This window comes from Paraburkholderia sp. A1RI-2L (assembly GCF_048957375.1).
Lineage (GTDB): Bacteria > Pseudomonadota > Gammaproteobacteria > Burkholderiales > Burkholderiaceae > Paraburkholderia.
The window spans coordinates 438,770-452,597 of the sequence record NZ_JARBTA010000005.1 but is presented as its reverse complement, the minus strand read 5'-3'; the positions used below and the strand labels follow the sequence as shown (position 1 = coordinate 452,597).

At 65.4% G+C, this 13,828-nt stretch carries 10 protein-coding genes; 6 read left to right on the top strand and 4 right to left on the bottom strand.

What is annotated here, in order from left to right:
• Positions 1 to 34: 34 nt before the first annotated feature.
• Complete coding sequence (locus PWP93_RS34710; RefSeq protein ID WP_421048043.1) at positions 35 to 787, bottom strand: TerC family protein; 753 nt, start codon at positions 785 to 787, stop codon at positions 35 to 37.
• Positions 788 to 979: 192 nt separating this feature from the next.
• On the opposite strand from PWP93_RS34710, the gene PWP93_RS34705 reads away from it, so the two are divergent.
• The 6 genes from PWP93_RS34705 to PWP93_RS34680 all read left to right on the top strand — a co-directional run bounded on the left by PWP93_RS34705 (position 980) and on the right by PWP93_RS34680 (position 7,421).
• Positions 980 to 1,960, top strand: coding sequence for a hypothetical protein (locus PWP93_RS34705; protein ID WP_421048042.1), 981 nt, complete (start codon positions 980 to 982; stop codon positions 1,958 to 1,960).
• Positions 1,961 to 2,104: 144 nt separating this feature from the next.
• Entirely contained in the window at positions 2,105 to 3,226 is a 1,122-nt protein-coding gene (locus PWP93_RS34700; protein ID WP_421048041.1) for an AI-2E family transporter, read from the top strand.
• 38 nt (positions 3,227 to 3,264) lie between these two features.
• Positions 3,265 to 4,833 (top strand): TolC family protein, encoded by a 1,569-nt coding sequence (locus PWP93_RS34695; protein WP_421048085.1) that lies wholly within the window; start codon positions 3,265 to 3,267, stop codon positions 4,831 to 4,833.
• Positions 4,830 to 5,960 (top strand): HlyD family secretion protein, encoded by a 1,131-nt coding sequence (locus tag PWP93_RS34690; protein ID WP_421048040.1) that lies wholly within the window; start codon positions 4,830 to 4,832, stop codon positions 5,958 to 5,960. The genes PWP93_RS34695 and PWP93_RS34690 overlap by 4 nt, the downstream gene beginning before the upstream one ends.
• A 13-nt stretch (positions 5,961 to 5,973) precedes the next feature.
• Positions 5,974 to 6,990, top strand: a complete 1,017-nt coding sequence (locus PWP93_RS34685) for a DUF2955 domain-containing protein (protein ID WP_421048039.1) — start codon at positions 5,974 to 5,976, stop codon at positions 6,988 to 6,990.
• 41 nt (positions 6,991 to 7,031) lie between these two features.
• On the top strand, positions 7,032 to 7,421 hold the full coding sequence (locus PWP93_RS34680) for a potassium channel family protein (RefSeq protein ID WP_421048038.1): 390 nt from the start codon (positions 7,032 to 7,034) through the stop codon (positions 7,419 to 7,421).
• A gap of 31 nt (positions 7,422 to 7,452) precedes the next feature.
• On the opposite strand, the gene PWP93_RS34675 is transcribed toward PWP93_RS34680, so the two are convergent.
• The 3 genes from PWP93_RS34675 to PWP93_RS34665 are packed head-to-tail and all read right to left on the bottom strand — an operon-like array spanning position 7,453 to position 13,381.
• The gene (locus PWP93_RS34675; protein ID WP_421048037.1) at positions 7,453 to 9,027 is read right to left on the bottom strand and encodes an efflux transporter outer membrane subunit; all 1,575 of its coding nucleotides are present in this window, start codon (positions 9,025 to 9,027) and stop codon (positions 7,453 to 7,455) included.
• 1 nt (position 9,028) lies between these two features.
• Positions 9,029 to 12,229: an efflux RND transporter permease subunit gene (locus tag PWP93_RS34670; RefSeq protein ID WP_421048036.1), complete on the bottom strand. Its 3,201-nt coding sequence runs from the start codon at positions 12,227 to 12,229 to the stop codon at positions 9,029 to 9,031.
• Positions 12,230 to 12,241: 12 nt separating this feature from the next.
• Positions 12,242 to 13,381: an efflux RND transporter periplasmic adaptor subunit gene (locus tag PWP93_RS34665; protein ID WP_421048035.1), complete on the bottom strand. Its 1,140-nt coding sequence runs from the start codon at positions 13,379 to 13,381 to the stop codon at positions 12,242 to 12,244.
• Between the last annotated feature and the right edge of the window lie 447 nt (positions 13,382 to 13,828).

Below are 13,828 nucleotides of genomic sequence, written 5' to 3'. Positions count from 1 at the left end.
TACCACTGGTGTTGCGGGATGTTGTCGAAACGTTTTACCCCGCCTGCTTCAGCCGCCGATTCCGCCTCGCGCGCCGCGCCAGCATGTTCATGCCTTCGACGAACGCGGAGAACGCCATCGCCGCGTAGATATAGCCTTTGGGAACGTGAGAGCCGAAACCGTCGGCGATCAGCGTCATGCCGATCACCAGCAGAAAGCTCAGCGCCAGCATGACGATGGTGGGATTGTTGCCGATGAACCGTGTCAGCGGACCTGCCGCGAACAGCATCGTTGCAACCGCCACGATCACGGCGATATACATGATGGCCAGGTGCTGGGTCATGCCGATCGCGGTCACGATGCTGTCGACGGAGAACACCAGGTCGAGCAGCAGGATCTGGCCGATTGCTGCACGCACCGTGAGACCGGCCGGAGCTGCGCCACCCGATTCATCGTCTTCGTCATGAGAGACGTTGTGATGAATTTCCCGGGTCGCTTTCCAGACGAGGAAAAGCCCCCCGCCGATCAGCACGAGATCGCGCCACGAAAAGTCATGATCGAACAGCGACAGCGCGGGCTGGGTCAGTTGCGCGATCCATGCCACGGCGCCCAGCAACGCAAGGCGCAGCACGAGCGCGAGCCCAATGCCGATCCGCTGGGTCCGGGTGCGATGCTCGGGCGGCAGCTTGTTGCTGAGAATGGCGATAAAGACGAGGTTGTCGACGCCGAGCACGACTTCCATGACCACCAGTGTCACAAGAGCGGCCCAGGCTGAGGGGTCGGAAAACAGAGCAACGAGATCGTCCATGCGCGGTGTGCCGTCCAGGGTAGCGGAGAGATCGATTCTACGGTCGTGCGGGCACGGCGAGTATGTGAAGCATTTTGCAATCGCACAATGGGACCAAAGTCGTATTTTTCCGGCGCTTCAAAGCCGGCGATGTCCATGCCACAATTCGGCTGCAACAGTGAATGAGCGATGCGCCAGCAACGGGAGCGATTCATGCCTGGTCAATCGGACAAGTCAGCACGGCGCCTCGCCTGTGCCTGCTTGCTCGCGGTCCTGCTGCCCTGCCAGTCGAATGCCCAGACGGCCGCTGGCCCGTTGTCGGGCAACACCGTCGTCGGCGGCAACGTGAAGCAGCACGCGGACGCCGTGCTCGCCATCATGACCTACACCACCGTTCCCGACGTCACGACCAGCAATCTCTCGGTCAATAGCGGCTCCACCGGGAATCCGGGTTTCGGCCAGACGCAGTTCGGCGGCGGCTTCACGCTCAGCAAGTCGTTTCCTTTGTATCTGGAAGGCACGCTCGCCTACAGCCGCTACGATCCGATTTTCATCGCGTCCGACGGCACCCAGCAGCGCGCGATACCGACCAAATGGAACACCTTCAGCGGCACGGTGGGCATCGGCTGGGACTTTCGCATCGCGGACGAACTGGTGTTCCGTCCGATCCTCAACGGCACGCTCGGGCGCGTCTCCAGCGATCTGAAAGTCGGCCAGACGATCTTCAATCACGTCACCGACAGCAACCTCCAGTTTCTCCAGAATGGCTCGCTCGATGCGTATGGCTATGGCGGCTCGCTGATGCTCGATTACGAGCATTACCGCGAGAACTACGAAATCGACGTTGAATTACGGGCGACCGATATCTATCTGCGCAGCTTCGGCGGCTCGTCGGCGGCCGTGCAGGGTTCGGCCATGGCGCAGCAACTGAGCCTGTGGACCCGCTGGCGCGCGCCGACCGGCTGGCATGCGCTGGACCGGCCGATCCGCTACGTGCTCGAAGGCGCTTACTCGCACTACTTCGGCGACAGCGCCGGCGTGCTGGGCTTCAACGACCTCACATCGCTGGGCGTGGGCCTCGAGCTCGACAGCAGCAAGTACCCCATCATCGTCACCCGCACCCGGGCGATGGTGCGATATGTGTTCGGACATAACGTGCACGGCGTGTCGTTCGGATTCGCGATGAGCTTTTGATGCGCACGATCTTGATGCGCACGGCAGTGGCGCCCTTCGCGCGCAACGATATGAGACCAAAGTCCGATTGCCTCGACCCGGTGTCGATCAGATAGTGAAGGATCGCCAAATGAGCATGCAAGGCTTCCGTAACAGGAGAAAAAAATGCTCACACCGCTTGCCCAAAGGGTCTTGTCCAGACAACTGCTCGATGTCCTGATTCGCGCCGGCCTGGTGGCTGTGCTCGTCGTATTCTGTTACCGGATCTTCCGGCCGTTCTTCGATCTCATGGTGTGGGCGCTGATCCTCGCCGTCACGCTCTATCCGCTTCAGGTCAGGCTGCGCCGTCCGTTCGCCAATCGCGACGGTCTGATTGCGACGCTGATCATCCTCATTTCCTTTGTGGTCATTCTCGTGCCGACCTATATGCTGGTCGTGGCGCTCGCCGACTCGATCGAGCATGCGATCGCCGTGTTCAGGACCGGCGGCGTGCGCATTCCGCCGCCCGACGATTCGGTCGCGAGCTGGCCGCTGGTCGGCAAAACGGTGTATGCCAGCTGGCTCCAGGCCTCCACCGACCTCACCGGCCTCGCGCAGCGGTTCACGCCGCAAATCAAGGAGGCAGGCCGCGCCCTGCTCGGCACGGCGACCGGTCTGGGCGCGGCGCTGCTCGTCTTCTTTGCCGCCCTGGTGGTGGCCGGCATTCTGATGGCGTATGGCGAAAAAGGTCACGACAGCGCCGTGCGGATCGCCACGCGCATCTTCGGTCCCGGCAACGGCGCCCAGATTGCCGATCTGTGCACGGCCACCATTCGCGCGGTGGCCCAGGGGGTCGTCGGCATCGCGTTCATCCAGATGCTGCTGATCGGCATCGCGTTCATCGTCATGGGGATTCCCGGCGCCGGCCTGCTGGCCCTCGCGGTGCTGCTGATCGGCATCATGCAGCTGCCCGCCACGCTGATTACCGTGCCCGTCATCATCTTCGTGATCGCCACCGAGGGCGCGAGCACCGCCACCATCGTCTTCTCCATCTATGTCTTCATCGCGGGTCTGGCCGACAACGTGCTCAAGCCCTTGCTGCTCGGCCGGGGCGTTGCGGTGCCGATGCCCGTGGTGTTGATCGGCGCGCTCGGCGGCATGGTGACGGGCGGCGTGATCGGCTTGTTCATCGGTCCGGTGCTGCTGTCGGTCGGCTATCAGCTGTTCTGGCGATGGGTGGAGCAGCCACAGGCTGAAGCAGAGGCTGAGGCAGGAACCCGCCAGGCACAGGAACAGCCGCAGCCTTGAAGCCGGGAGCCGTGTTGGCCGTCCTGCGTCCGATCACGATGGCGATGCTGCTAGGCACAGGCTGCCTGAGCGCGTGCATGCGCGTGGGACCGGACTTCAAGCCGCAACACGAAGCCTGGAGCGCGCACTGGAGCAGCGCGGCGATCGAGCAGGTCACGCAGCAAGTCACGCAGCAGGCCGCGGAGCCCGACGTCAGCCAATGGTGGCTGATTTTCGGCGATCGGAATCTCGAAAGCATGATGGACGCCGCCGACGCCAACAACGGCGACATCAAGATTGCCGGCCTGCGCGTGCTCGAGGCCCGCGCCCAGCTCGGCATCGCGCTCGCGGGGCGCTACCCGCAGGTGCAGCAGGTCAATGCCGACGTGTTCGCCTCGGCGCGCAAGCGCTCGGATGGCTTCAACCCGCGCTCGGGGGTCTACGCGCAGTACGGCGCGGGCTTCAGTGTCGGCTGGGAGCTCGACTTCTGGGGGCGTTTCGCGCGCGCCATCGAGTCGGCCGATGCCAACTTTTTCGCCGCGCAGGCGAACCGCGAGGCCGCGCTCGTGCTGTTGCACGCGCAGCTCGCCGACACCTATTTCACGCTGCGCACGGCCGAGGCGCGGCTGCGCATCGCGCGCGAGAACGCGCAGCTGCAAAAGCGCAGCTACGAGATCACGGAGAAACTGTTCAAGAGCGGCGAGACCGACGAGCTGGACCTGCAGCAGGCGAAAACGCAGTACCTCGGCACGCTCAGCAGCATTCCCAACCTCGAAAGCCAGATCCAGCTTTCGCGTCACGCGCTGTCCGTGCTGACGGGCCGGCCGCCCGGCCCGCTGCCGGAACTCGACGTGCAGTCCGGCAAGGAAGGCGTGGTCCCGCTCGTGAGCCGTGCGGTGCTGCGCGACGTGCCCGCCGATCTGCTGCTGCGCCGCCCCGATGTGCGCGCGGCCGAGTATCAGATGGCGGCCCAGTCGGCGCTCATCGGCGTGGCGCAAGCGGACTTCTATCCGTCGGTGTCGCTGCTCGGTTCGCTGTCGTGGAGCGCGAGCTCGCTCGCGGGCTCGCCGAACACGCTGGGCGTGCTGCTGGGCCCGAGCGTGACCTGGAACGTGTTCGATCACGGCAGGATCACCAACAATGTGCGCGTGCAGGACGCCCGGCTCCAGCAGTTGACCGTCGCCTACCAGAACACCGTGCGCGAGGCGGCGCGCGAAGCCGACGATGCCGCCACGGCGCTGATCGCCGCGCTGCGACGCGAAACGATTCTGAGCGACGCACAAACGGCCGCGCGGCGCTCGCTCACGCTCGCCAACACGATTTACCGCGAAGGATATTCGGACTTTCAGCGCGTGCTCGATGCCCAGCGCGCCCTGTTCACCCAGCAGGACGCCTACATCGTCAACCGCAGCAACGCCGTGGGCAGTCTGATCGCGCTATACAAGGCGCTCGGGGGCGGCTGGTACACGGCGCAGCCGCTCGTCGACGCCGCGACCCGCACGCAGATGCAGCAACGCACCGACTGGGGCGATCTGATCGACGATGCGAGCGCCGCTCCAGTTGCCCACCCAGTTGCCGCTCCAGCAGCACCCTCAACCGCCGCTCCCGCCCAAGGTGCGCCCCGATGAGCGATACCCCCGAACCCTCGAACGCAGCGCCGCCAGCCGGCGCTGCGGCGCAGGCCGCCGAACCCTCGGGCAAGGCGCTCAAGTGGATCGTCTGGCTGATCGTCGTGAGCCTGATCTGGTATCTGCTCGCCGACCGCTTCACGCCCTATACGCAGCAAGCGCGCGTGCAGGCCTTCGTCGTGCCGGTTGCCGCCGAAGTGGCGGGACGCATCACGCGCGTGGTCGTGCACAACAACCAGGAGGTCAAGGCCGGCGACGTGCTGTTCGAAATCGACAGCGACCAATACCGCGTCGCCGTCGATCGCGCGCGCGCCGACTACGAGACCACGCGCCGCCAGATTGGCGCGAGCACGGCCGGCATCGATTCGGCGCAAGCCTCGCTGCGGGCGGCGCTCGCAAACGAGGTCAAGGCGCGCCAGGACAGCGAGCGCCTCGAACGGCTCTACCGCGAAGACGAAGGCACCGTCTCGCTGCGCCGCATCGAGGTCGCGCGCGCCACGCACGAGCAGGCTCAAAGCCAGGTGGAAGCCGCGCGCGCCGAAGTGGAGCGCGCCCGCGAGCAGCAAGGCGGCAGCGAGGCGCAGAACGCACAGTTGCGCAGCGCGGCGGCGGCGGTGAAGAAGGCGGAACTCGATCTCGCCGATACGCGGATCAAGGCTCGCACGGGCGGCGTCATCACCGATCTGCGCGCGGAAGTGGGCCAGTTCGCGGCGGCCGGCAATCCGGTCATGACGCTGATTGCGATCCGCGACGTCTGGGTGAGCGCCGACATGACCGAGAACAATCTCGGCCATCTGCGGCCCGGCACGCCGGTGGAAATCTCGCTGGACGCACTGCCGGGCGAAGTCTTCAGCGGCAAGATCCGCAGCATCGGCTATGGCGTGAGCACGGGCCAGAGCACGCCGCCCGGCAGTCTGCCCACGGTGCAGAACAGCCGCGACTGGCTGCGCCCCGCGCAGCGCTTTCCCGTGATCGTCGAGTTCGATCCGAACGAACGCACGCGCCTGCGCGACATGCGCGTGGGCGGCCAGGCCGAGGTGATGGCGTTTCCCACCCAGACCAATCCGCTCAACCCGCTGGGCCGCGTGTTCGTGCGCGTGATGAGCTGGGTTTCGTACATTTACTGACCATGCGCTGATCATGCCGACGGCAAACAGACTTTGGATTCCCGGCCTCCGTGCGCTGCGCCTCGCTACCGGCACGGCGCTGTGCCTCGCGATCAGTTTCGCGCTGGATTTCCCGATTCCCGTGATCGCGCCGGTGTTCGCCGTGTTTCTGCTCGCGACCCAAACCCGGCCGCTATCGCTCAAGACCGGCACGGTGCTCGTGCTGGTGGTGGCGTCGACCACTGGCAGCGGGCTGCTGCTGGTGCCGCTGCTGCGCCACTACGCGTTCGCCGGCGTGCTGATCGTCGCCCTGCTGCTCTTTCTCGCGTTTCGCTACGGACTGCGCGGCGGCAACAATCTGGTCGCCACCTTTCTGGTGGCGGGACTGACGATGATCTCCGCTGCGGGGACGAGCGACTTCCAGCTGGCCGTGACGGTGATCGGCGCGCTGACGAAGGGGCTGCTGCTGGCCGGGCTGGTGTCGGCGCTCACGCACCGCCTGCTTCCCGAACCGGCGGACGCGCAGGCGCCTGCCGCGCGCGCGCTGCCCGACGCCCAGGCACAGCGCATTGCGTTGCGCGCCGCGCTCGTGGTGATGCCGGCCTACCTGCTCGCGATGACCGATCCGGCGAGCTACATGCCGATCATCATGAAGTCCGTCAGCCTCGGCAGGCAGAGCTGCACCACGACGGCCTGCACTGCGGCGCGCGATCTGATCGGCTCGACCCTGCTGGGCGGCCTGCTCGCGATCGCGTTCTGGTTCTCGCTCAGGCTGTTCGTGAACCTGTGGATGTTTTTCCTGTGGATGGCGCTATTCGGCCTGCTGGTCGGCCGCAAGCTGTATCGCCTCAGCCCGACGCGCTATTCGCCGGGATTCTGGCTGAACAGTTTCGTCACCATGATCATCCTGCTCGGTCAATCGGTGCAGGACAGCGTGGCCGGCAAGGACGTGTACACCGCCTTCGCGGTGCGCATGGGGCTCTTTCTGGCGGTCACGGTCTATGCGTGCCTGATGCTCCTGCTCTTCGAGCAACGGCGCGGCGCGGGCTGAGGGCCTAACGGCGGCGAGATGTCGTCAACGAGGTATCTGCGATGAAACCGGAAAAAAGCGCTGCCCCCTTCCGTCCGCGGGCCCGCGACATACTGCTGGGAATGGGCCGGACCCTCTGGTATGTGCGGGCGATCCTGTGCGGGCTGCTGGTGATGTTCGCGCTGCTGACGATCGGCATGTACTACTTCGGCGGCCCCGTCGAAACGGCGAACCGGACACCTTCGCCGTGGGGCGAGACCGTGTACTTCTGCGCGATCACCGCCCTGACCATCGGCTACGGCGACGTCGTGCCGACTTCGACGTTCGGCCGGATCGACGCCGTGCTGCTGGGGCTGGTCGGCCTGGTGATCACGGGGTTGATCGTGGCAGCCGCCGTTCACGGCGTCCAGGAAGCCACGCGCCACGCAATCGGCCGGACATTGGAAGAGTGAACGCAGACTGGCCAGGTCAGCCCCGGCGGCGCTATCCGCCCGTGGCGTAGCCGGCGTCCCTGACGGTAGCCACGGCCGCCGCGCCACCTTGCTGCGCTTGCGGCGCCTGGGTTTCCGAAGCGGGATTCGCGGGCGCCGGCGTCGTCATGCGTTCGGCCTGCGTGACCCATCCCCCGCCCATCGTCTTGTAGAGGCTGACGTACCACGTCAGCACCGACGCCTCGGTTTGCGTATAGGAAAGCTGCGCATTGAAGAGACTGCGCTCGGCATCCAGCACCTCGATATAGCTCGTGTAACCGCCTTCATAACGCTTGCGCGCGAGCCGCGCATAGGTCGTCAAGGCATCGACCTGGCGGCCCTGGGCGACCAGTTGAGCCTGCGTCTTCTGCAGTGCGATCAAGGCGTCCTCGACTTGCTGGAACGCCGTCTGCACCGACTGCAGATACGTATAGAGCGCCTCCTGCTCGCGCGCTTCGGCCAGATGCACCTGCCCGGTAATGTTGCCGCCGGTGAAAATCGGCTGCGTGATGGCGCCGCCCACCGACCAGATATAGGCCGGCCCCGTGAGCAGGCTGGAAAACACCGTGCTGGCCGCGCCGATCAGCCCCGAAACGGAGATGGTCGGAAAGTACAGCGCGCGCGCCGCGCCAATCTGCGCATTGGCCGCGATCAGGTTCTGCTCCGCCGCCAGCAGATCCGGACGCCGCACCAGCAGGTCCGACGGCACGCCGGCGGGCACGGCCGGCAGCTCGATCGACTGCAGGTCGCGCCCGCGCGGGATCGGGCCGGGATTCTGCGCGAGCAGCACGGACAGCGCATCCTCCTGCTGGGCAATCTGCATCTCGATCACCGGAATCGTGGCGAGCGCGGATTCGTACTCGGACTGGCTTTGCGCCAGCTCCATTTGCGACACTTCGCCATGCCTGAAGCGCAGCGAGAACACGCGCACCGACTCGGCGCGGCTCGTGGCCGTGGCCTGCGCGATCTCGAGTTGCCGGTCGAGGCTGCGCAGATTGAAGTACGAAACCGCCACCGACACCACCAGCGTGAGGATGGTGTCGCGCCGCCCTTGCACGGTCGCCGCGAGTTCGGCGCGCGCGGCCTCGGTCTGGCGGCGCGTGCGGCCGAACAGGTCGATGTTCATCGAGGCGGCCAGCGTCGGCGAAAACAGGTTGTAGACCGGATCGACGCTTGCCGGCAGCGGCACGCCGCCAAGCGACGACGAACGCTGGCGCGACGCGCTGAAGCCCGCGCCCACCTGCGGGTAGAACGCCGAACGCGTGATCTGCAGCTGCGCGGCGAATTCATCGATGCGGGCCGCGGCGATCTTCACATCGCGATTGCGCTCGAGCGCCGTGTTGATCAGCTGATCGAGCACCGGGTCCTGGAATTGTTCCCACCACGCCGTATTGGCCACGTCGGCGACTTCGCCGCTCGCAAAGCGGTAGGTCGCGGGCACCTCGATGTTCGGGCGCACGTAGTTCGGGCCCGGCAGACAAGCGCTCAGGGTGAACACCAGCAGCGGCGAGAGCCGGCGAACCAGGGTCGACAAGCGAGTCGACAGGCGTGCCGGAACATGGACGGAACCTCGGGCGGGCGCGCGCATCTCAGTGATCCTCGCGCGGTGCGGAAGGCGTTCCCTCCGGCGCCCCTGCGGCGGCCGGGCCGCCCGCGTCCGGCTTGGCCGCCCCCTTGCTCTTGCGCGACGACAGCGTTTCGAGCAGGTAGTAGAACATCGGGATGAAGAACACGGCGATCACGGTCGCGCCGAGCATCCCGCCGATCACGCCCGTGCCGATCGAGTGACGGCTGTTGGCCGATGCGCCCGTGGCGATGGCGAGCGGCACGCAGCCGAGAATGAACGCGAGCGAGGTCATGACGATCGGCCTCAAGCGCTCTTCGGACGCCACGATGGTGGCGTCGAGCACCGAGGCGCCGCCCTCGCGGTTCATCACCGCGAACTCGAAGATGAGAATCGCGTTCTTCGCCGCCAGCGCAACCAGCATGGTGAGCCCGATCTGGAAGTAAATATCGTTCTCCAATCCGCGCAGCAAGATGGCGAGCAACGCGCCGAACAGCGCGAACGGCACCGCCATCAGCACGCCGACCGGCAGCGACCATTTTTCGTACTGCGCCGCGAGAATCAGGAACACCATCACGAGGCCGAACACGAACACGGCGCCCGAGGTCCCGCCCGATTTGCGCGCTTCATAGGCCTCGCCGCTCCATGCGACGCCGAATCCGTTCGGCATCTGCGCCGCGATTTCCTCCAGCGCCGCGATGACCTGGCCGGAGCTGTATCCGGGCGCGGCGTTGGCCGTGACCAGCACGGCCGGGAAGTTGTTGAAGCGCGTGAGCAGGTCCGGCCCCGTCACGTAGTGGTAGTTCGCCACGGCGCGCAGCGGCACCATCGTATTGCTCTTGCTGCGCACATAGATGCGGTCCAGATCGTCGGGCCTCAGGCGGGTGGCGGGATCGGCCTGCAGAATCACCTGCCATAGCCGGCTCGATCGATTGAACTGCGACACGTAAAGCGAACCGAACATGGTCTGCATCGCGCTGTACACATCCTCCACCGGCACGCCGAGCGTTTCGGAGCGCTCGCGGTCGACATCGACGAGCAGTTGCTGCGAATTGGGATTGAAGGTGGTCGTGACGCGCGCGAGCTCGGGCCGTTGGCGCGCCCGCGCGATGAACTGGCGCACCACCTCCGCGAGTTGCGCGATGGTCGCGTCGCCCTTGCTCTGAATCCACACCTCGGTGCCGCCCGTCGTGCCAAGACCGGGGATCGACGGCGGGTTGACCGGTATGACGATCCCCTCCTTGATGGCCGACAGCGACTTGTATGCATTGATCAGCACCGCGCGGGCATTCTGCTCCTTCGCATGCCCGCCCGAATAGCGTTCGTCGAAACCCTTGAGCCCGACGAAGAAGGTGCTCGCGTTGTTCTTGCTCTGCACGTCGAGCAGGCTGTAGCCGTCGACAGTGGCGATGCCGCTCACGGCGTCCTGCTTCATGAAGTACGACGACACCTTGTCCGACACCTCCGCTGTGCGGTCGAGGCTCGCGGCATCGGGCATGGTCACCGCGCCGAGCAGGTAGCCCTGATCCTCGGGCGGCAGGAACGCGGACGGAATCGCCTTCATCATCACGACCGTGACGGCGATCATGCCCGCGAACAGCACGAGCGAGAGCACCCAGCGCCGGATGACCTTATGGACCATGCCGACATAGCCCTTGGTCATGCGCCCGAACGCGTTCTCGAACCAGCGGAAGAAGCCCTTCTTCTCGTGATGGCTGTGCTTGAGCAGCAACGACGCGAGCGCGGGCGACAAAGTCAGCGCGACGATGCCCGAAATCACCACGGAAATGGCGATGGTGATTGCGAACTGCTTGTAGAGCTGCCCGGTGATCCCGCTCACGAACGCGACCGGAATGAACACGGCGCACAGCACCAGCACGATGGCGATGACCGGCCCGGCCACCTCGTCCATGGCGCGCTTGGCGGCAGCCTTGGGATCGAGCTTGTGGACCGTCATGTTGCGCTCGACGTTTTCGATCACGACGATGGCGTCGTCCACCACGATGCCGATCGCCAGCACCATGCCGAACAGCGTCAGCATGTTGATTGAGAAACCGAGCAGCGCCATGCCCATCGCCGTGCCGACGATCGACACCGGCACCGCCAGAATCGGAATCAGCGTCGCGCGCAGGCTCTGCAGGAACACATACACGACGATCACGACCAGCACCAGCGCTTCGAAGAAGGTGTGCACCACGTCGGAGATCGAGGCGCGCGTGAACTCGGTCGTGTCCATCGCGATGCGGTAGTCGAGCCCCTCGGGGAACGACTGCTTGAGTTCTTCGAGCGTGGCGCGCACCTGCTTCGACACGTCGAGCGCATTCGCGCCGGGCTGCTGATAGACCGCGATGATGGTGGCGGGCTTGCCCTGATAGCGGCTGCGGATCGAGTAGTCCTTCTGCCCGAGCTCCGCGTGGCCCACGTCCTTGAGCCGCACGATCGCCGCGCCCTCGCTGGCCGCGCGCAGGATGATGTTGTCGAACTCAGAGGGCTGGGCGAGCCGTCCTGGCGTCGTGACGGCGAACGACTGCTCGACGGGCGAGCCCGTGGGCGACTGGCCGATGCGCCCCACCGCGAACTGCTGGTTCTGGTTCTGCACGGCCTTTTGCACATCGGCCACCGTAATGCCCAGTTGCGCCATGCGGTCGGGCTTGAGCCAGACGCGCATCGCATAGTCCGGCGTGCCGAAGATGCTCGACTGGTTCGCGCCCGGTATGCGCTTGAGCGCGTCGAGCACGTAGATGTTCGCGTAGTTCGCGATATAGGTGCTGTCGTAGCGCTCATCGGGCGAATAGATCGCTATCACCATCATGAACGCCGACGACTTCTTCTGCACCTGGACGCCCTGCGCCTGCACCGACTGCGGCAGCTGCGGCAGCGCGAGATTGACGCGGTTCTGCACGTCGACCTGCGCGAGCTGCGGATTGGTGCCGATCTCGAAGAAGGCGTTGATCGTCAGATTGCCGGTCGATGAACTCGACGAGTTCATGTAAATCATGTTGTCCGCGCCGTTCACCTGCTGCTCGATGGGCGCGGCGACGTTGTTGGCGACCACCTCCGCGCTCGCCCCTGGATACGACGCGCTGATCGTGATCTGCGGCGGCGTGATGTCCGGATATTGGGCGACCGGCAGCGCCAGCATGGTCAGCGCGCCGCCCAGCGTGATGACGATGGAGATGACCGACGCGAAGATCGGCCGGTCGATGCAGAAGTGGGAGATGCTCATCGGCGCTTCCCGTCAGTTGGCTGCAGCCGCTGCCGGCTGCTGGGCTTGATCGGGTTTGGCAACGATCTTGACGGGCGTGTCGGCCACGACGCGTATCGCACCATCGACGACGACCCGTTCGCCGGCTTTCAGGCCGTCCAGGACGAACCAGTCGTCGCCATGCCACTCGCCCACCTCGACCACGCGCTGACGCGCCTTGCCATCCTTGCCCACGACCCAGACAAAATGGCTTTTTGCGCCCTGCAGGACGGCGCGTTGCGGCACGAGAATGGCGTTCGGGCGGATCGCGCCCGAGATGCGCGCGCGCACGAACTGGCCGGGGCGCAGCAGGCCCTCGGGATTGGCGAACACCGCCCGCACGAGAAACGTGCCGGTTTCGGTGTTGAACGCGGGATTGGCGAAGTCGATATTGCCGCGCCCTTTATAGGTCGAGCCATCGGCCAGTTGAAGCGACACGGAAAACGCGTTGTTCTCGGGAAAGCGCAACTGCCCCGACGAAACCTGATCGCGGTATCGCAGTTGCTGGTTCTCCGAAATGCTGAAGTTGACCCACATCGGGTCCAGTTGATAGACGTAGGTCAGCAGCCCGTTCTGCGTCGCGGTGAGGTAGCTGCCGTCCTGTTGCCGCGCGAAGCTCGACAGACCGTTCAGCGGCGACTTGATGGTCGTGTAGCTCAGATTGAGCAGTGCCGTGTCGACCTCGCCCTGGGCGGCGATCACCGCGGCCCGCGACTGCTTTTCGTTGCCGACCGCATCGTCGAGATCCTTCTTGCTCAACGCGTTTTCCGCCGCCAGTGGTCTCACGCGCGCGAGATTCGCTTCTGCCACTTCGAGGCGCGCCTGCTGCTGCGCCAGCTGCCCTTTGGCGGTTCTCAAGGCCGCTTCGAAAGGCTTGGGGTCCATCTGGAACATGGTCTGGCCGGCCTTGACCATCTGCCCTTCCACGTACATGCGCCGATCGAGGAAACCGTCGACGCGCGCGCGGATCTCGACCTCGCGCGAGCTTTCGGTCTGCGCGGTGAAATCGAAATCCACGGGGGTATCGTGCGGCGCCACCGTCGTGACGGTGACCTCGACCTGGGGCGCGGCCGGCAGCGCCTCTTTCTTGCTGCATCCCTCGACCAGACCCAGCAGCGCAATGGCGAAGGCCATCGCGAACCTGCCCAACGGGCGGGACCGGCATGCCGATGCCGGCGCCGGTCGCCATTGCTGCGGCTCTCTCTCATGCATGCACGCGCGCGCCATCGTTGCCTCTGAGTGCTTGAACGTACCCACCAGGTCATGCCTGCACGCAGGGAAACTGCGCTGCGCGGCAAACCCGCCGCTGATTCGCCGAGAGCCAGTATGTCCATGCACCATGCCGTCAACAATCGGACTTTGGTCCTAGACTTACGTCATCGGCTTACGTCATCGGCTTACGTCATCGGCTTACGTCCTGGACTTTCGCTCTGGACTTCGGCCCTGGCCGGCCGTACTGGAACTTTGAAAGAAACCCTCGGCGCGGCTCAATAGGACCAAGGTCTTATGGTGCCGCCCCGGACCTGCGGTTCATGCTCACGGGAAGAACATGCGCAAACCTCGAGCGCGCAGCCTCGAGTG